Source organism: Ruegeria sp. CF5 (assembly GCF_056537325.1).
This window is the reverse complement of the sequence record NZ_JBQFRI010000001.1, coordinates 868,616-886,785: the sequence shown is the minus strand read 5'-3', so window position 1 is coordinate 886,785 and position 18,170 is coordinate 868,616. Positions and strand designations below refer to the sequence as shown.

The 18,170-nt window shown below is 60.1% G+C and carries 13 protein-coding genes and 1 tRNA gene; 6 read left to right on the top strand and 8 right to left on the bottom strand.

The features are described 5' to 3' along the window. Positions 1-11: 11 nt before the first annotated feature. Genes bhcC through bhcA form a run of 3 tightly spaced genes read right to left on the bottom strand, consistent with a single transcriptional unit; the run spans position 12 to position 3,362 of the window. The gene (gene bhcC, locus ACR0NW_RS04205; protein WP_480448710.1) at positions 12-1,175 is read right to left on the bottom strand and encodes a 3-hydroxy-D-aspartate aldolase BhcC; all 1,164 of its coding nucleotides are present in this window, start codon (positions 1,173-1,175) and stop codon (positions 12-14) included. Between the two features lie 13 nt (positions 1,176-1,188). Further along, positions 1,189-2,160 carry a beta-hydroxyaspartate dehydratase BhcB gene (bhcB, locus tag ACR0NW_RS04200; protein ID WP_480448711.1) on the bottom strand — a complete coding sequence of 324 codons (972 nt, stop codon included), beginning with the start codon at positions 2,158-2,160 and terminating at the stop codon, positions 1,189-1,191. Positions 2,161-2,171: 11 nt separating this feature from the next. Then, a complete protein-coding gene (gene bhcA, locus ACR0NW_RS04195) occupies positions 2,172-3,362 on the bottom strand; it encodes an L-aspartate--glyoxylate aminotransferase BhcA (protein WP_480448713.1) in 1,191 nt (396 codons plus the stop codon). A 201-nt stretch (positions 3,363-3,563) separates the two neighbouring features. On the opposite strand from bhcA, the gene ACR0NW_RS04190 reads away from it, so the two are divergent. Next, the gene (locus tag ACR0NW_RS04190; RefSeq protein WP_480448715.1) at positions 3,564-4,394 is read left to right on the top strand and encodes an IclR family transcriptional regulator; all 831 of its coding nucleotides are present in this window, start codon (positions 3,564-3,566) and stop codon (positions 4,392-4,394) included. Here ACR0NW_RS04190 and ACR0NW_RS04185 read toward each other — a convergent pair. From ACR0NW_RS04185 to putA, 3 genes are read right to left on the bottom strand one after another with little or no spacing between them, the layout of a single operon-like run. Further along, positions 4,367-4,732 carry a GFA family protein gene (locus tag ACR0NW_RS04185; protein WP_480449587.1) on the bottom strand — a complete coding sequence of 122 codons (366 nt, stop codon included), beginning with the start codon at positions 4,730-4,732 and terminating at the stop codon, positions 4,367-4,369. The genes ACR0NW_RS04190 and ACR0NW_RS04185 overlap by 28 nt on opposite strands. A gap of 5 nt (positions 4,733-4,737) precedes the next feature. After that, entirely contained in the window at positions 4,738-5,481 is a 744-nt protein-coding gene (locus ACR0NW_RS04180) for a rhomboid family intramembrane serine protease (RefSeq protein WP_170650926.1), read from the bottom strand. Positions 5,482-5,522: 41 nt separating this feature from the next. After that, a complete protein-coding gene (putA, locus tag ACR0NW_RS04175) occupies positions 5,523-8,924 on the bottom strand; it encodes a bifunctional proline dehydrogenase/L-glutamate gamma-semialdehyde dehydrogenase PutA (RefSeq protein WP_480448716.1) in 3,402 nt (1,133 codons plus the stop codon). A gap of 103 nt (positions 8,925-9,027) precedes the next feature. Between putA and ACR0NW_RS04170 the strand changes: the two genes are divergently transcribed. Further along, complete coding sequence (locus tag ACR0NW_RS04170) at positions 9,028-9,516, top strand: Lrp/AsnC family transcriptional regulator (protein ID WP_480448717.1); 489 nt, start codon at positions 9,028-9,030, stop codon at positions 9,514-9,516. 30 nt (positions 9,517-9,546) lie between these two features. Next, the gene (locus ACR0NW_RS04165) at positions 9,547-10,107 is read left to right on the top strand and encodes a tetratricopeptide repeat protein (RefSeq protein ID WP_480448718.1); all 561 of its coding nucleotides are present in this window, start codon (positions 9,547-9,549) and stop codon (positions 10,105-10,107) included. A gap of 63 nt (positions 10,108-10,170) precedes the next feature. Here ACR0NW_RS04165 and ACR0NW_RS04160 read toward each other — a convergent pair whose 3' ends face one another. Then, entirely contained in the window at positions 10,171-12,060 is a 1,890-nt protein-coding gene (locus tag ACR0NW_RS04160) for a PhoX family protein (RefSeq protein WP_480448719.1), read from the bottom strand. A 191-nt stretch (positions 12,061-12,251) separates the two neighbouring features. Continuing rightward, the gene (locus ACR0NW_RS04155; protein WP_480448720.1) at positions 12,252-13,895 is read right to left on the bottom strand and encodes a hypothetical protein; all 1,644 of its coding nucleotides are present in this window, start codon (positions 13,893-13,895) and stop codon (positions 12,252-12,254) included. A 196-nt stretch (positions 13,896-14,091) separates the two neighbouring features. Between ACR0NW_RS04155 and ACR0NW_RS04150 the strand changes: the two genes are divergently transcribed. From ACR0NW_RS04150 to ACR0NW_RS04140, 3 genes are all read left to right on the top strand, one after another. Continuing rightward, positions 14,092-14,165 (top strand) — tRNA-Gly (locus ACR0NW_RS04150). 129 nt (positions 14,166-14,294) lie between these two features. Further along, a complete protein-coding gene (locus ACR0NW_RS04145) occupies positions 14,295-16,118 on the top strand; it encodes an ABC transporter transmembrane domain-containing protein (RefSeq protein WP_480448721.1) in 1,824 nt (607 codons plus the stop codon). Positions 16,119-16,276: 158 nt separating this feature from the next. After that, positions 16,277-18,166: an acyl-CoA synthetase gene (locus ACR0NW_RS04140; protein ID WP_480448722.1), complete on the top strand. Its 1,890-nt coding sequence runs from the start codon at positions 16,277-16,279 to the stop codon at positions 18,164-18,166. Positions 18,167-18,170 lie beyond the last annotated feature (4 nt).

The window sequence follows — 18,170 nt, the reverse complement described above, 5'->3', positions numbered from 1 at the left end:
CGTCCCGCATCTCAGTACGCCTTGCCACGGGCAGAAACCGGCCAAAGCGCTTCGACCTTGCCGTCGCGGACGCCGACATACCAGTCATGCACATTGCAGGTCGGATCACAGTGACCGGGGACGAGACGCAGTTTGTCGTTCACCTTGAGTACGCCGTCGGGATCACCGATCACGCCGTGTTCATCCGAACATTTCAGATATTCCACATCGTCGCGCCCGTAGATGAAAGGCAGGCCGCTGTCGACGGATTGCGCCTTGAGGCCCGCGTCGCAGATCGCCTTGTCCGACTTGGCGTGACTCATGACGCTGGTCAGAAGGAACAGCGCATTTTCCCATTCGCCCTGATCGATGCGGTTGCCATCCTTGTCCAGAATGCGCCCGTAATCAGCATCCATGAAGGCGTAGGAGCCGCATTGCAGCTCGTTATAAACACCCGAGTTCGCTTCGAAGTAATACGAGCCGGTTCCGCCGCCCGAGACGAGTTCACATTCGATCCCTTCAGCCTTAAGTCCGTCCACAGCGTCCCTGACCATGGCAATGGCGATATCGAGTTTTTCCTTGCGCGCCTCGTAAGTGTCCAGATGCTGCATCGCGCCCTGATAGGCCTGAATGCCGGTGAATTTCAGGTTCGGGGCTGCCTGAACGGCCTTGGCGATGGCAATGACATCCTCGGTCGAGCCGACCCCGCAGCGGCCTGCGCCGCAATCGATTTCGACAAATACCTCCAGCGTTGTGCCGTGTTTTTGCGCAGCTGCCGACAAGTCAGCAACATTGTCGATGTCGTCTACGCACACGATGGTCCGGGCGCCAAAGTTGGGCAGTTGCGCCAGACGGTCGATCTTGGCCGGGTCGCGCACCTGGTTCGAGACGAGGACATCCTTGATGCCGCCGCGGGCAAAAACCTCGGCCTCGGAGACTTTCTGGCAGCAGACGCCCACGGCGCCGCCCAGTTGTTCCTGCAGCTTCGCCACATCCACGGATTTGTGCATCTTGCCGTGAACGCGATGGCGCATACCGTGCGCCTTGGCATAGTCGCCCATCTTCTTGATGTTGCGCTCAAGCGCGTCCAGATCGAGGATCAGGCAGGGTGTCTGAATTTCGCTTTCGTCCATGCCGATTGCGGCCGGGATGTCAAAGCCGACATCCAGTTCTTCGATGTTGACGGGTTTGTTCATTGTTCTTCCTCTCTTACCCTTTGAGCCAGGGCAGTTTGTCCAGATCCACGTTGCCGCCGGTGACGATCACGCCAACGCGCTTGCCTTTGAACGTGTCCGGGTTTTTCAGAATGGTCGCGAGCGGCACGGCCGAAGATGGCTCCATCACCACGCGCAGGTATTTCCAAGTGAGTTTCATCGCATCGATGATCTCTTGCTCGGACGCGGTGAAGATGTCGGTCACGTGGTTCGAGACGAAGTGCCAGGTGTTTTCCTTGAGCGGAACCAAAAGGCCGTCGGCGACCGTTTTGGGCGCATCATCGGCGATGATGTGACCGGCCTTGAAGGAACGGTAGGCGTCATCGGCCTGCTCGGGCTCGGCGGCGTAGATGCCTGTTTCCGGGGCGAGGTTCGAAACGGTCAGGCAGGTGCCCGAAATCATGCCGCCACCGCCGATCGGAGCCACGACGGCATCCAAACCATCGGTCTGTTCCAGCAGTTCCGCTGAACAAGTGGCCTGACCGGCGATCACTCGCAGGTCGTTATAGGGGTGCACGAACTCGCCGCCTGTGCGTGCCTGAACCTCTGCAAAAGTGGCCTCGCGGGACGAGGTTGAGGGCTCGCATTCGGTGATTGTGCCACCATAGCGGCGCACCGCGTCCTTTTTGGCCTGAGGCGCGGTACGGGGCATCACGACATTGCAGGGAATGCCCCGGCGACCCGCCGCGTAGGACAGCGACAGGGCGTGGTTGCCTGACGAGTGCGTGCAGACACCTTTTTCAGCCATCTCATCGCTGAGCCCAAAGACCGCGTTGCAGGCACCGCGCACTTTGAAGGCTCCGGCCTCCTGAAAGTTCTCGCATTTGAAGAACAGTTCGGCACCGGACACCTCGTTCAGATAGTCCGAGGTCATGACCGGCGTGCGCCGGATATGCGGTTTGATCCGTGCGTGGGCCGCGCGCATGTCGTCGATCGTCAGTTCTGCCGCCGTTATTTGATCCAGCATCGCGGGCCTCCTCATGCGGCTGCTTTGGCGCTGCCTGCGTGGGTGGCACGGTAATAGTCCTGTGCCGCAGCCACGCCGCTGCCAAGTTTGATCGGATAGTTCAGGTCAGCCATGGCCATTTCGATGGTGGCCAGACCCGACAACACCATCACATCCGTCAGGCTGCCCAGATGGCCGATACGGAAGGCTTTGCCGTTCATCTGCCCCAGGCCGATCCCGAATGAGACACCATAGGCGTTGAAGGCGTGATCCGTCAGGGCATTGCTGTCGAACCCGTCCGGGACGTAAATCGCACTGACAGTGTCAGAATACAGATCAGGGGATTGGGCGACAAGTTTCAGCCCCCATGCATCGACAGCGCGACGCACGCCCTCGGCCAGCCGGAAGTGGCGGGCATAGACGTTCTCCAGCCCCTCTTCGAACAGCATCTTCAGGCTTTCCCGCATGCCATAGATCAGTTGCAGCGGAGGGGTGTAGGGGAACCCACCGGACGCATTTGCATCCATCATGTCACGGAAATCGAAGAAGGTGCGCGGCAGCCTTGCCGAACCCATCGCGTCCAGTGCCTTGGGGCTGACACACAGGATCGCCATGCCCGTTGCCAGCATGAACCCCTTTTGCGAGCCCGAAACGGCGATATCCACGCCCCAACGGTCGAACTGGAAATCCATGGAAGCCAGAGAGCTGACGCAATCCACGAACAGCATGGCCGGGTGATCGGCCGCATCCATCGCGCGGCGCAGCGCCGCGATGTCCGAGCGCACGCCGGTTGCCGTTTCATTGTGCGTGGCCAGAACGGCGCGGATTTCGTGGGTCTTGTCCGATGACAGGATTTCCTGAAACCTGTCCGCTGGTGCACCGCTGCCCCACGGGCAGTCGATGATCTGCACATCCAGCCCATGACGCTGGCACAGGTCGATCCAGCGATGGCTGAACACGCCGTAGCGCGCGACGAGGATCTTGTCGCCGGGGCTGAGTGTGTTGGTGATCGCCGCTTCCCAGCCACCGGTGCCGCTGGCGGGAAAGGTTACGACCTGACCCTGCGTGGTGCCGAATACCTTTTTGGTGTCCTCAAGAACCGGCGCAAAAGTTTCCACGAAATCTGGCGCGCGGTGATCCTGTGTCTGAACCTGCATCGCAAGGCGAAGCCGATCCGGGATGTTTGTGGGTCCGGGAATAAAGACCGGGTTCTGGTTTGACATCGCTGTGTCCTCCGCTTTGGAGGAAATTCTTGCTAAAAACAGCAATGGGTGCAATTTTCTTGAAAAGCATTTTCATTTTTGCAATAAAATATGTAACACACTATTATTAATGGATTTTCATTTTATTGATTTTGGTGAAAATGAAGCCGGGGCCAAATTAGTTTTCCGAGGTGGGGCCCCGGACAGCAGGAGTTTGACGGAATGGAGACTCAGAAACGACCACGCGGCAGGCCCAAGTCCCTGTTCAAGGAAAGCTCGGCAGGAACCATGCAGTCGCTGGATCGGGCGCTTGGCGTTCTGACTTCTGTGGCGCGTTACGAACGCTCTACCCTCAGCGATCTGTCGCGTGAGGTTGGGGTGCCCACGGCCACGACACATCGCATACTGACCACGATGCAAAAGCATGGATACGTGGCTTTCGATGACGAGCGGCAGGAATGGATGATCGGGATCGAGGCGTATCGGACCGGTGCGTCCTTTCTCAAACGCAACAGCGTGCTGGAAATCGGGCGTCCCATACTGCGGCGATTGATGCAGGAGAGTGGCGAAACGGCCAATCTGGCGGTTCCGGATGGCAACGAGGTCGTGTTTGTCGGTCAGGTCGAAACTGCAAATCCGATCCGGGCGTTTTTCCCGCCGGGTGCACGCACGCCGATGTATGCCTCGGGCACCGGCAAGGCGATACTGGCGGCGATGTCTGAGGAGGCGCTGCAAAAGGTGCTGGCAGCGACAGAGTTAGAGGGGTTTACGGATTGCACCCTGTTGCCCGAAAGCAGGTTGCTGGCGGATTTGGCGGAGACGCGGGAACGTGGCTGGTCTCATGACCGCGAGGAACGATACGTGGGTATGTCCTGCATTGGTGCGGTCATCTTTAACGAGCGGCGCGAACCCTGTGCCGGGATATCGGTTTCCGGACCGACGGTAAGGTTCGGTGACGCGCGCGCAGCAGAGCTTGGGATGCTGGTATCAGAAGCCGCTTTGGAGATCACGCGCCTGAGCGGCGGTCAGCTACCGGACCTGTCAGATGGGTGATTGACGCCGTCGTTCCACGGGATGTCCCCATGGGTTCGCGGATTGCCACCTTCGATGCAGCCTAGATTGACGCCGCATTCCGCCGGGTCCGAGCGGCGCTGGTGATAGACATAAATCCCGCAAGTCCTGCAGAAATAGTGTTTGGCCGTCTTTGTGCCCCAACTGTAGAGGCCAAGGTTGTCTGCCCCTTTCAGGACCTTCAGCGAGGCTGTCGTGGCCGTGACGGCAGCCGCGCCACGGCGGATGCAGAACGAACAATCGCAGCGTGCAGCCGAGGCGAGGCCCTGTGGAAAATCCGCCTCGATCTCGACCGCACCGCAGTGGCAGGTGGCTTTCATACGGTTCATTTGCGCGGAACCCTTGGAATTCGGGATTGAGAGAGTTTGTATTTGTGTTCGGGATGTGGCGGGTGCCCGTGTGTTCGATTCCAGAATTGCGGGCCGCCGCGTTTCAGCCAAAGGGGTATGCAAAGTATCAACCCGACAAAGAACCCGCCGGTATGGGCCCAATAGGCAACGCCGCCTTCGTCTGGATTGGCGCTGAAGCTGCCAAGGAACTGCATTCCCAGCCAGACGCCCAGCATGATGAAGGCGGAAACGGAAAAGACACGGAAATAGACGATCAGGATCAGCAGGATATCGACGCGCGCCTTGGGAAACATCAACAGATAGCCACCCATGACACCGGCGATGGCCCCGGATGCGCCCACGGTAGGTACGACCGAACCCGGGGCAGTGGCGACGTGGATCAGCCCCGCGCCGATGCCGCTGACCAGATAGAACAGCAGAAACGGCAGATGGCCCATCTCATCTTCGAGGTTGTCGCCGAAGATCCACAGGAACAGCATGTTCCCGGCCAGATGCATCCAGCCACCATGCAGGAACATCGACGTCACCAGCGTTTCGAACCCGAACCCGTCCGAGATCCGCGCCGGGATGACCGCGTAATCGAAAAAGAACCGGTTGATCAGGCGCGCATCCTCCATGATCCCCACATAGCTCAGGAAAATCAGGATATTGGCGGCTATCAGGGCATAGACGACATAGGGCGTGCGGCCCGACGGGTTGTGATCACGTATCGGAAACATGGGGCGACGCTGGGCTTTTGCGCGCCCAGCGTCAAGGTCACTTATGCCGCACCACCCAGCAGGGCCGCATTGCCGCCCGCTGCGGTGGTATCGACGCAAACATGGCGTTCACCCAGCACCCTAGCACGGTCCGGTCGACCGGGGATCATCGGTACGATTGGTCCGGAGCGCCGTGCAAGGTGACGTTCGATTTCGCGGGCGGTCTCTTCGTCCCCCCACCACAGAACGCCGGAAATGCCTTCGATGTTCTCAAGCCGGTGCAGGTCCAGATTTCCGGTTGCCCGGATTGCGATTCCACCCAGTGCCTTCACCGCGTCGGCCTGCGCGCCTGCGGCCTGGTCGCCCGGACCCATGCACAGCAGCGGCGCGCGGGGAATTTCGCTGAGACGGTTGGATTCGCCGGTCGGGCCGGGCAGGGAGTGGGTTTGCGCTGGGGCCGGGTCACCTTCGCTGGCGGGAAGGCCGGTCATCACCGTGCCCCAAGTGTCCTGACTTGTCTGCCGGTCCGGGACGCAAAAGCGGGCCATATAGTTTGGACCGCCCGCCTTTGGGCCTGTGCCGGACAGGCCTTCGCCCCCGAATGGCTGCGAGCCGACGATGGCTCCGATCTGGTTGCGGTTGACATAGATGTTGCCCGCATGAACCGCCTCGGTCACGTGTTGCACGCGGTCGTCGATCCGGGTGTGCAGGCCAAATGTCAGGCCATAGCCCGTGGCGTTGATGTCGGCGATCACCTGATCGATTTCCTGCGATTTGAAGCGGGCGACATGCAGGACGGGGCCGAAAATCTCGCGCTCCAGCGCGGCGATGCCCGGGATTTCGATCAGAGTGGGTGCGATGAACGTGCCCTCGGGCGGGGGGGCGAGTTCCTTGAGGACGCGCCCTTCGGCCCGGGCCTTGGCCACGTGATCGGCAATTCCCTGTCTTGCCTGATCGTCGATAACAGGCCCGCTGTCGGTTGAGATCAGCCACGGATCGCCGATACTGAGCGCGTCCATCGCGCCTTTGAGCATGGTCAGAACGTCGTCGGCGATATCTTCCTGAAGATAGAGGCAGCGCAGCGCCGAGCAACGCTGGCCCGCCGATTGGAACGCGCTTTCGACAACGGATTGCACGGCCTGTTCGGGCAGGGCGGTGCTGTCTACGATCATCGCGTTCAGGCCACCGGTTTCGGCGATCAGGGGCGTTCCCGGGCGCAGGTTTTCGGCCATCGCGGCCCGGATTTTGAGCGCGGTTGCGGTTGATCCGGTGAAGGCCACGCCTGAAACCCGCGGGTCCGATGTCAGCGCGGCGCCGACCGCCGGGCCGCCGGGCAACAGTTGCAGCACGTCGCGTGGAACCCCGGCTTCGTGCAGCAGCTGTACGGCGCGGTGCGCGATCAGCGGGGTTTGTGGCGCGGGTTTGGCCAGCACTGCGTTGCCGGTGGCCAAGGCTGCCGATATCTGCCCGGTGAAAATCGCCAGCGGGAAGTTCCAGGGGCTGATGCAGGTGAAGGTACCTGCCGGTTTGGCGTCTGGAATGTTGGCCGCGTAATAGCGCAGGAAATCCACCGCCTCGCGCAGTTCGGCGACCGCGTCCATCAGGGATTTGCCTGCCTCACGTGCGAGCAGGGCAAAGAGTTCGCCGTAGTTGGCCTCATACAGGTCGGCGGCTGCGTTCAGAATTCCTGCCCTTTCTTCCGGAGATGCCCGCCAGATGGATGCAGATGCCAGCGCCAGTTCGACATCCGCAGCACTTGCGGGTGCGACCGATCCGGGCTTGTCCTGTGGATGCGCCGGGTTGGCGACCATTTCGTCGGCTTCGGGTTGTGCATCTTCTGACAAAAGCGGACGGGCATACCAGTGATAGGCGCGGAACGTATCGCGCTGGGCGTCGATGGTGTCGAGTGTCGGCGTGTGCTTAAGGTCAAAGCCACGCGAATTTGGGCGTTCGGGTGCAAACAATTCCGGTCCTGTCGGCAAGGCCGGTGCCGGTTCCTGAACGGTTTGGAACGGATCGGCGGCAACGACCTCGGGTGGCACATTTTCGTCCACGATCTGGTTGACGAAGGAACTGTTGGCGCCGTTTTCCAGCAGGCGGCGCACCAGATAGGCCAGCAGGTCACGGTGGGCGCCGACCGGGGCATAGATACGGCAGCGTGATTTCTGACCGTCCATCACCAGCTGGTGCAAGGTCTCGCCCATGCCATGCAGCCGCTGGAATTCGAACGGCTGATCATCGGCCATGTGCAGGATCGCGCTGACCGTATGGGCGTTGTGGGTGGCAAATTGCGGGTAGATCCGGTCGGTCATGCCCAGCAGCTTGCGGGCATTGGCGATGTACGAGACGTCGGTTGCGGCCTTTTTGGTAAAAACGGGAAACCCATCGACGCCTTCGACCTGAGCGCGCTTGATCTCGGTATCCCAGTACGCGCCCTTAACCAGCCGGACCATCAGCTTGCGGTCGTGGCGCTGGGCCATGTCATACAGCGTGTCCAGCACCAGACCGGCGCGCGGACCATAAGCCTGCACGACGATACCGAAACCGTCCCAGCCGGACAGGGCCGGTTCGGCCATGACGGCTTCGATCACCTGCAGCGAAAGGGACAGGCGGTCAGCCTCTTCTGCGTCAACATTCAGGCCCATGCCCGCCGCCTTGGCCAGCAAGGCCAGTGCGCGCAGACGCGGAACCAGTTCGTCCATGACGCGTTCTTCCTGTGCCAGCTCATAGCGCGGGTGCAGGGCGGACAGCTTGACCGAGATGCCCGGATTGGCACGAATGTCGTCATGCGCGCAGGCCTCGGCAATGGCTGCGATGGCACGGGAATAGGACAGGTGATAGCGCGCGGCGTCGGCCTCGGTCCGGGCGGCTTCGCCCAGCATGTCGTAGGAGTAGGTGTATCCCTTGCTCTCCATCCCTTTGGCGCGGTCCATGGCGGATTGAATGGTTTCGCCCAGAACGAATTGGCGGCCCATCTCTTTCATGGCGCGGCCGACGGCGGTGCGGATCACCGGTTCGCCCAGCCGCTTTATCGCGCCGCGCAGGGCGCTTACGGGGGACGATTTGCCTTCGTCCAGAACCTTGCCGGTCAGCATCAGCGCCCAGGTTGAAGCGTTCACCAGTGACGAGGATGAATGCCCAAGGTGTTTGCCCCAGTCGGATGGGGCGATCTTGTCCTCGATCAGGGCGTCGATCGTGTCGGCATCGGGTACACGCAGCAACGCTTCGGCCAGACACATAAGCGCCACGCCTTCATCGGTGGACAGGCCGTATTCAGCCAGAAACACCTCCATCAGGCCGGGTGACGTACTGGATCTGATATCGCGCACCAGCTGGGCGGCTGCATTGCAAATCGCCTGACGGTCCGAAGGGGACAACGCGGCCTGTGCATTCAGGGCGTCAAGGATCACGGACTGATCGGCATAGGTCTGGTTGTCGATGAGTGTGCGCAGGGCGTGTGTCATGGTCTCTCCGAGCTTTTTGTCTAGCATAGTGGTAATAATGCAGGACAAACTCCCGAATTATTGTGTAAGAAGTGCATATGAACTGAATATTAGGATAACTACGATGCAAATGGACTTTCCTGATCTGGACCGGTTCGATCAGGCCATCTTGAGGGTCATCGCCGAGGATGGGCGGATTTCGGTTGCCGATCTGTCGCGGCGCATCGGGTTGTCGAAATCACCGACGCAGGCCCGCCTGAAACGGCTTGAGGCTGAGGGCGTCATCACCGGGTATCGCGCGATGGTAGACCCGATCCGGCTTGGTCTGGACCATGTGGCCTTTGTCGAGGTGCGGCTGACCGACACGCGCGAGAAGGCATTGGCGGAATTCAACGCCGCCGTACGCAGGATCGCCGAGATTGAGCAGGCGCATATGATCGCCAGCAATTTCGACTATCTCCTCAAGGTTCGGACCCGCTCAATGTCAGAGTACCGTGCGGTTCTGGCCGAGAAGATTTCTTCGCTGCCGCATGTGGCGAATACATCGACATTTGTGGCGATGGAGGCGGTGAAAGAGACCGGTCTGCTGAATCCGGGTGAAGACTTCGGTTGACCGGACAGGGGATTGCGCCACTTGTGAGGTATGAAAAAAGCCATAGCCATAAGTGTTGCGTTGATTGCAGGTGCCGGTGCGGCCGGGGCCTGTCCCGATGCCCCGGATCATATCGCTGGGGTGGATGCGCTTATCCGGGAGATTCAGTCGGCAGAGACCGAGGTTGAGGCTCGGGGAATTTCAGGGCGCATGTGGGAGTTGTGGATGGACGCCCCCGACACAAGATCACAGGCTCTTCTGGATCGGGGCATGTCGCGGCGTGAAGGGTGGGATCTGCTCGGCGCGCTTGAGGAGTTCAATGCGCTGGTCGAGTACTGCCCGGACTATGCTGAAGGGTACAATCAGCGCGCTTTCGTCAATTATCTGAGACATGATTTCCCAGCGGCCCTGAATGATCTGGACCGGGCGCTTGAGTTGTCGCCGAACCATGTCGCGGCGATGAGCGGGCGCGCCTTGTCGTTGTTGGGGCTGAAGCGGATGGAAGAGGCGCGTGCAGCCCTGGCCGATGCACTTGTGCTGAACCCGTGGCTTCCTGAAAGGCAACTGCTGAAACCCGGCGGTTTGCTGGAGCCACCCGGCGAGGATATCTGAGCCTTGTTCAGAAAAACGCCCCCAAGCAATCAGCCTGAGGGCGTTTGAAGATTGTCATTCCGATCAGCCGACTAGTCCGTTGTCGTCACGCTTGATGGTGATCACCGCCGAACGCGGGGTGCCGCCGTCGGGCCAGTTGCTGCCGGGGTGCTGGATGCCGACAAACATGGTGCGCAGATCGCCGGACCACGCCAGACCAGTAACTTCGCAGCCGTTTGGTCCGGTCATGAACCGCACAATCTCGCCGGTCACCGGGTCGCCAACCAGCATCTGGTTGTTGCCGTTGCCAGCGAAGTCTTCTTCGTTGTCGTCATTGCCGTCGGTTTGAATCCAGACCAGACCGGTCGAGTCGATTGCCATGCCGTCGGGCGAGTTGAACAGGTTGCCCTCGTTCATGTTGTCCGAACCGGCGCGCGCGTCGTCGTGGACGGTCGGGTTGCCCGCCATCACATAAAGATCCCAGTCGAACCCGTTGGCGGCGTGATCCTCGTCGGCCGGGCGCCAGCGTACGATCTGGCCGTACTTGTTGGCCTCGCGCGGGTTGGGGCCATTGGCCGGGGTGTCGTCGCCACCGGCATTCGGTTTGACCCCGCGGTTCTTGTTGTTGGTCAGGCAGCAATATGCCTCGATCGCGACCGGGCTAGAGGCGACCCATTCGGGTCGGTCCATGGTGGTGCCGCCTGCGGCCGAGGCCGCCATGCGGGTGAAAATCAGGATTTCAGCCGCGTCCATGCCGGTGGTTTCCGGCGTCAACGGCAGCCATTCACCGGTCATGTCATCGTTGAATTTGGCGACAAAAAGCGTGCCGTCGTTCAGCAGGCTTTCGGTTTCGCCACCGGGTTGGTAGGTGCCGTTCGAGACGAACCGATAGAGGTATTCGCCGCGTTCGTCGTCACCCATATAGACAACCACGCGACCATCCCTGGCCAGCGCGACCTCGGCATTCTCGTGCTTGAAGCGGCCCAGACCGGTGTGTTTGACCGGGGTACTGTCGGTCTTGGTCGGATCGATTTCCACGATCCAGCCCGCGCGGTGCGGCTCGTTCGGGTTTTTCGAGGTGTCGAAGCGCGGGTCGAACAGTTCGTAACCATTCCAGCTTTCGGCTTTCACACCATAGCGTTTCATGCCGTCGGCAACCTTCTGGTCATAGGTCGCGCCTTCGTCGGTCGAGCCGAAATAGCCATTGAAGTTTTCTTCGCAGGTTAGGTAGGTGCCCCATGGCGTCTTGCCCGCGCCGCAGTTGTTCAGCGTACCCAGCGAGGTTGTCCCGGTCGGGTCGGCCTTGGTTTTCAGCAGGTCGTGACCGGCAGCGGGGCCGACGATTTTCATCGGCGTGTTGTGGTGGATGCGGCGGTTGAAGGGGCTGTCCTTCACCACCGACCAGCCCTCGGGACCTTCGGTGATTTCCATCACGGTCACGCCCTGAATGTTCTGGAACTTGCGCACGTCATCGGCGCTGGCGGGCTTGCCTTCCTGCGCGGCGGGCAGGTTGATCTTGCGGTTGGGATATTCGTGGTTGATGGCGATCAGTTCGTGGCCCTGATAGGAGAAGGTCTCCATGCCATCCGTGTTCTCGCCGAACACCTTGTCCGAATTTTCGACGGGACCACCATCTGTAGTGTCATAGCCGTCAGCATCCGAGAATAGCGGATCGCCCCAGCGCATCAGCATGTTCCAGGAATACCCTTCGGGAACATGAACGGTGCCATCGGTTTGCGCGGCGATCGGAGTGAAGGCAAAGCGCCTGCCTTCGATCGCATGGGCTGCGCCCGAACTCAGCAGCCCTGCTCCCATTGCCGCTGCGCCAGACCCGAAGGCGAGGACGCCACCGAGAAATCCACGGCGCGATATCGCGCTTTCGACGACGCGGTCAAAGTCGTTTTCTTCGGGGCGGGGGAAATGCAGCTCGTCCCAATCGTCTGCGGACAGATTGGTGGGGTCGGCGTCTTTCATGGATGGCTCCTGGCTGTCAGAATCAACGTGCTGTCAGGGTGTAGAATGCGTTTGTGACAGGTAATTGACAGTCGGAACAAGTACAGGGGGCAAGTCCCGCAAAATCACTTTTTTGCGAAAGCGACATGCGCATGGGCGCGGCCACGGCGCCATCCGACCTGTGGCCGCCCCACGTCAGAGCGTTGGGTTCGTCAGGCGGCTTTTGCCTTGCTTCTACAATAGCACGATGCGTGAATCGGTACGGTTGCACGCGCTGCTGCCTGATCCAGTTGCAGCTTGATGTGCCTTGCCTCGGTTTGCTCACCACGTCTGACAAGGCATTCGTGCAGGCCGTGCAGGCTCCAGATATTGCGCGGGTGCTGACAGGCGCGCGCAAGGGTGTCGTCGAGCCCAAGATCGGCGCGATAGACCGCCTCGGCCTCGTCAAAACGCTGGTCTTCCATCAGCAAGGCCCCAAGGGCATGGCGCGTCGGCTGCATCCAGCCCCACGGCTCGTCATAGACCAGATTGTCATCCAGTTCGACCGAGCGGTGCAGATGTCCAAGCCCGCCTTGACGGTCGCCGGATTTAAACGCGATCTCTCCGTCCATCATGGCCTCGCCGATCATCAACACGTCCTCGGCAGTGTTGTTGAAGACCAGACGGCTTTCGGGAACGGCCTTGCGCGCCTCGACGGCCAGTTCGCGTTCTTTGCGAGCCTCGTCCATGCGACCCAGATTGGCCAGCGCGACGGCGCGGGCCTGACGCATGGCGGCAAACGTATAGCTGTAAAGTTCGCGGTCCTGCGGGAACGGTTCGTTCAGGATTTCATCCCATTGTCCGAAACGGACCATCACGTGGATTTTCTTGCCGTAAAACGACTCGAACAGATCCGGGAAAAAGCGGATCACGTTGTCGGGCAACATGCGCATCAGTTCCTCGGACGCGGCAAGGGCCTTTTCCGGCTGGCCAAGGAACATGGCCCCATAGGCCTCGAAATGCACGTTGTGAACGCGGTAGACGGTATAGAAATTCTCGCCACCCGCCATCGCCTCGTATTTCCGGTCCACCTGTGCGGCGCGATGATTGCGCCAGACGACGTTTTGGTAGTCGCCGCACAATACGTCGATATGGGTCGCCATATGCACAAGGTGGCCACTGTCCGGCACCAGATCGACCAGCCGGTCGCCATGGCGCAGCGCCTTTTCGGGTGTGGGCGACATCTCCATCAGGTGAATGTACATGTGCAGCAGACCGGGATGGTCCCAAGCGCCCGGTAATGTGTCGAATGCCGTTTCCAGAACGGTCTGAGCTTCTTCGGTCGAAGCACCTTCGGCGGGTTTGCCCTGTTTCAGATCCCAGAGCTGCCATGGCGTTCGGTTCATCAACGCCTCGGCAAAGATCGAGGCCACGTCCAGATCCGCAGAGTGTTCGGCATAGACCTTGCGCATGGATTCGGAGAATGCATCGTTCCATGGCCCGTAGTCTTCGATTTCCGGGTCTGTTGGGAAGCGGTGGGACAGGGCCTCGATCAATGCGGCCTCAAGGGGTGTCACCGCATCGCGCAGCGCCATGGCATCTGTGACGGACCGGTGGGCACGTTGCAGCATTGAAACTTTTTCTTCGGGCTCAAAGAACTCCCATGGTTTGTTATAGTTGGGGGCGATTGCAAAGGCGACGCCCCAATGCGCCATGCCGCAATTTGCGTCCAGTTCAATCGCCTTCTCGAAACAATCCGCAGCGGCTTCGTGGTTGAATCCGAACAGCCAGACGAGCCCCTGATCAAACGCCTTTTTCGCCCCGGATGAGGATGTTGTGATATTGCGGGAATAGGTACCCAGGTCAAATTCCGTCATCGTGAATTTCCCCCGTATGTAAAAAATGCACAAATTGCCGCGCGGTGACGCCCACGTCGGCAATTGGATGTGCGGATCATAGCATAAAAGGCGCCTAACTGCCGCCCCGGTGTGCGGAGGGGTCGAAAAGGCGGCAAGAACCGAATTTCCGTTCTTGACGCCCGAACGCGCATGGAATAATCAGCCCAGACGCTGAGCGGGTATAGCTTAATGGTAAAGCCCCTGCCTTCCAAGCAGATTATGTCGGTTCGATTCCGTCTACCCGCTCCAGTTCAGCCCAAAATTCGATTGCGTCAAATGGCCCCCGTTGCCGTAGTGTGGTGCTGCGCTTCTTGACCCCGCGCACGACTGTCGCCAAGAAGCGGGCACCAGTGAAAGATCAAGATGCAAGGGCCAGACATGGCAAGATCTCAGTCAGCGAAATCCGTAACCACCCCTGCTCCGGGGGCGAGTGAAGAGCGGGCTGGCTCGAAAAAGCTGGGCGTCCTTGGATCGCTCTGGCCGTTCATGCGGCCCTATCGCATGTTGATGATCGGTGCGACGCTGGCGCTGATTGTGACGGCCAGTATGTCACTGACGCTGCCGCTGGCGGTTCGTCGGGTTGTCGATCATTTCCGGATCGAAGATGGCGAGTTGCTGGATCAGTATTTTCTGGCGGCGCTCGGGATTGCGGCCATTCTCGCCGTTGGGACCGGGATTCGCTATGCGTTGGTGACGCGGCTGGGCGAGAGGGTCGTGGCGGATATCCGAAAGGCCGTGTTCGACAGGGTCATCGGCATGAGCCCGGAATTTTACGAGCGCATCATGACAGGTGAGGTGCTGAGCCGGATCACGACCGATACGACCCTGATCCAGTCGGTTCTGGGTTCCTCGGTTTCGATCGCGCTGCGCAACATGCTGATGTTCGTCGGTGGTCTGGTCCTGATGTTGCTGACCTCGGCCAAGCTGACGGGGATGGTTTTGTTGCTTATTCCGATTGTGGTGGTTCCGATTCTGGTTCTGGGGCGGCGGCTGCGGGTTATCAGTCGGGAAAATCAGGACTGGATCGCAGCATCCTCAGGCAATGCCGGTGAGGCGCTGGGCGCGGTTCAGACCGTGCAGGCCTTTACCCACGAGCAGGCCAGCCGCAAGCAGTTCGGTGATATGACCGAGACGTCGTACACCGTGTCCCTGCGCCGGATTCAGACGCGTGCGATTTTGACGGTGATCGTCATTTTCCTTGTTTTCTCAGGAATCGTGGGCGTGCTTTGGATGGGGGCGATTGACGTCCGTAATGGGCTCATGTCCGAAGGCGTTCTGATCCAGTTCGTCATCTATGCAGTGATCATGGCGGGATCGGTCGCAGCCCTTTCGGAAATCTGGAGCGAGTTGCAGCGCGCTGCGGGTGCAACGGAGCGTCTGATCGAACTGCTGAATGCGCAGGATACGGTGAACAACCCCTCGCGCCCCAAAGCCCTGCCGCAGCCGGTGCGGGGTGAGATCGGGTTCGACGATGTAAGCTTCCGGTATCCATCGCGACCGGATGTCGTGGCGCTGGACGAACTTACGCTGACCGTCAATCCGGGCGAAACCGTTGCGTTTGTGGGACCGTCCGGCGCGGGAAAGACAACCGTCATTCAGATGATCCAGCGTTTCTATGACCCGGATTCGGGACGCGTGACGCTGGATGGCATGGATCTGCGCGACCTCGACCGGTCGGATTTCCGTCAGTTCATGGCCCTTGTCCCGCAGGACCCGGTGATTTTTGCCGCCTCGGCGCGCGAGAACATTCGGTTTGGCCGGTTGGACGCTACAGATGCCGAGGTTGAGGCGGCCGCCCGCGCCGCGGCAGCGCATGATTTCATTTCGGCCCTGCCCGAAGGCTATGACAGCTTTGTCGGTGAACGCGGTGTCATGCTGTCCGGTGGACAAAAGCAGCGGATCGCCATTGCGCGGGCGATCCTGCGCGATGCGCCGGTTCTGCTGTTGGACGAGGCGACCTCGGCCCTGGATGCGGAAAGTGAACGCGCCGTGCAGGGGGCCGTTGACGAGATGCGGGCCGGGCGAACCACCTTGATCGTGGCCCACCGTCTGGCGACGGTGAAAAAGGCCGACAGGATCGTTGTGATGGAGGCCGGGCGCATCGTCGCGCAGGGTACCCATGACGATCTGGTGGCGCAGGATGGCCTGTATGCGCGCCTGGCGCGGCTGCAGTTCACCGATGGCGCGGTTGCCGCAGAATGATGTGACGCCCCGGCACTCTGCCTTTCGCCGCAGCGTCATTCTACATATTCCTGACCCCAACCGTTAAGCCCGCGCTTGCACAGGCGCGGATTTGTTTCCATCTTGGCATGGAACAAAAATGCCTGTGCAGGACACGGGAGAATACGGGGAGGAGCCGCATGGCGTTCGTGGGTTTGGAAGACAAGATACGGGTCGAGCAGGAAATGCCGTGGGAGGATCGGGATGTCCCGGTGACGTTCCATCAGCTTTTGTCGCGCACGGCAGGAAAATTTCCGAACCACAAGGCGATCAGCTTTCAGTTGCTGTCAGGCCCGACCGACAAGGCTGAGACGCTGACCTGGTCCGACCTTCTGGGCAAGGTCAATCAGGCCGCCAACCTGTTCCGCTCGCTCGGTGTGGGCGAAAAGGATGTGGTGGCCTATGTGCTGCCAAACTGTAACGAAACGCTGATCACGATGATGGGCGGTGCGATCGCGGGGATCGTGAACCCGATCAACCCGTTGCTTGAGCCCGAACAGATCGCCGCAATTCTGCGCGAGACCGGGGCGAAGGTTGTGGTCACGCTCAAGTCGTTTCCCAAGACGGATGTAGCACAGAAGGTGGAAGAGGCGGTGCGCCATGCGCCAAACGTCAACACGATTCTGGAAATTGATCTGAACCGTTATCTGACGCCTCCCAAATCGTGGCTGGTGCCTTTCCTGCGTCCCAAGATGGGCGACAAAGAGCATCTGGCCCATGCAGATTACAAGAACTTCAATCAGGAACTGGCCAAACAGCCCACGACCCTGACGTTCGAAGACAGCAAAGAGGACCGCGTCGCCTGTTACTTCCATACCGGTGGGACAACCGGGATGCCGAAGGTGGCGCAGCACAAGTACTCTGGCCTGATCTACAATGGCTGGTTGGGCAATACGCTGCTGTTTGACGAAAACGACGTCATCATGTGCCCTCTGCCCATGTTCCACGTCTTTGCCGTCCACGTGATCGTCATGGCGGCCGTGTCATCCGGTGCGCATGTGATTTTCCCGACGCCCGCCGGGTATCGCGGCGATGGGGTATTCGACAATTTCTGGAAGCTGATCGAACGCTGGAAGGTTTCGTTCATCATTACGGTGCCGACGGCCATTTCGGCCAAGATGCAGCGGCCGGTGGATGCCGATATCTCGTCCGTGAAAACCGCGTTTTCGGGATCGGCGCCATTGCCGGTGGAACTGTTCAATCGCTTTGAAAAAGCCACGGGCGTCACCATCGTCGAAGGGTATGGCCTGACCGAGGCGACATGCCTTGTGTCGTGCAACCCTGTAGATGGCGAGAAAAAGATCGGCTCGATCGGTATTCCGTTCCCTTATACGGACGTAAAAATCCTGCGGGATGGGCCGGATGGGCCAGCAGAATGTGCCGTGGATGAGATTGGAGAAATCTGCATCTCGAACCCCGGCGTCTATGCGGGCAACACCTATACCGAATCGGACAAGAACAAGGATCTGTATCATTTTGATTCGTATCTGCGCACCGGCGATCTGGGGCGGTTCGACGAAGATGGGTATCTGTGGATCACGGGCCGCGCCAAGGACCTGATCATTCGCGGCGGTCACAATATCGACCCGGCCGAGATCGAAGAGGCGCTGCTGGGTCACGAAGCCGTCGCGTTTGCCGGGGCGATCGGTCAGCCGGATGCCCATTCCGGAGAGGTTCCCTGCGCCTTTGTCGAACTGGTCGAGGGTGGTAAGACGACCGAGGAAGAGTTGCTGGAATACTGCAAGGTTCACGTCCACGAACGCGCCGCCCAGCCCAAGCACATGACCATCCTGACGGAACTGCCCAAGACTGCCGTCGGCAAGGTGTTCAAGCCGGAGTTGAGAAAACAGGCGATCACCCGAATCTATAACGGTGCCCTTGAAACGGCAGGTGTGTCCGCGCGGGTTGTTTCCGTGATTGACGACAAAAAACGCGGACTTGTCGCGCAGCTTGACGCGAACGGCTCCACCGAGGACGATGTGAACAAGGTGCTGGGATCATTCACCCGGCCTTGGGAATGGGCAGCCTGACCGG

What these genes read in the sequence shown, in the direction of transcription:
- putA (WP_480448716.1), bottom strand. Translation starts at nt 8,924, where the DNA reads ATGACACACGCCCTGCGCACACTCATCGACAACCAGACCTATGCCGAT.
- bhcB (WP_480448711.1), bottom strand. Translation starts at nt 2,160, where the DNA reads ATGCTGGATCAAATAACGGCGGCAGAACTGACGATCGACGACATGCGC.
- bhcC (WP_480448710.1), bottom strand. Translation starts at nt 1,175, where the DNA reads ATGAACAAACCCGTCAACATCGAAGAACTGGATGTCGGCTTTGACATC.
- ACR0NW_RS04165 (WP_480448718.1), top strand. Translation starts at nt 9,547, where the DNA reads ATGAAAAAAGCCATAGCCATAAGTGTTGCGTTGATTGCAGGTGCCGGT.
- ACR0NW_RS04180 (WP_170650926.1), bottom strand. Translation starts at nt 5,481, where the DNA reads ATGTTTCCGATACGTGATCACAACCCGTCGGGCCGCACGCCCTATGTC.
- ACR0NW_RS04155 (WP_480448720.1), bottom strand. Translation starts at nt 13,895, where the DNA reads ATGACGGAATTTGACCTGGGTACCTATTCCCGCAATATCACAACATCC.
- ACR0NW_RS04185 (WP_480449587.1), bottom strand. Translation starts at nt 4,732, where the DNA reads ATGAAAGCCACCTGCCACTGCGGTGCGGTCGAGATCGAGGCGGATTTT.
- ACR0NW_RS04170 (WP_480448717.1), top strand. Translation starts at nt 9,028, where the DNA reads ATGCAAATGGACTTTCCTGATCTGGACCGGTTCGATCAGGCCATCTTG.
- ACR0NW_RS04190 (WP_480448715.1), top strand. Translation starts at nt 3,564, where the DNA reads ATGGAGACTCAGAAACGACCACGCGGCAGGCCCAAGTCCCTGTTCAAG.
- ACR0NW_RS04145 (WP_480448721.1), top strand. Translation starts at nt 14,295, where the DNA reads ATGGCAAGATCTCAGTCAGCGAAATCCGTAACCACCCCTGCTCCGGGG.
- ACR0NW_RS04140 (WP_480448722.1), top strand. Translation starts at nt 16,277, where the DNA reads ATGGCGTTCGTGGGTTTGGAAGACAAGATACGGGTCGAGCAGGAAATG.
- bhcA (WP_480448713.1), bottom strand. Translation starts at nt 3,362, where the DNA reads ATGTCAAACCAGAACCCGGTCTTTATTCCCGGACCCACAAACATCCCG.
- ACR0NW_RS04160 (WP_480448719.1), bottom strand. Translation starts at nt 12,060, where the DNA reads ATGAAAGACGCCGACCCCACCAATCTGTCCGCAGACGATTGGGACGAG.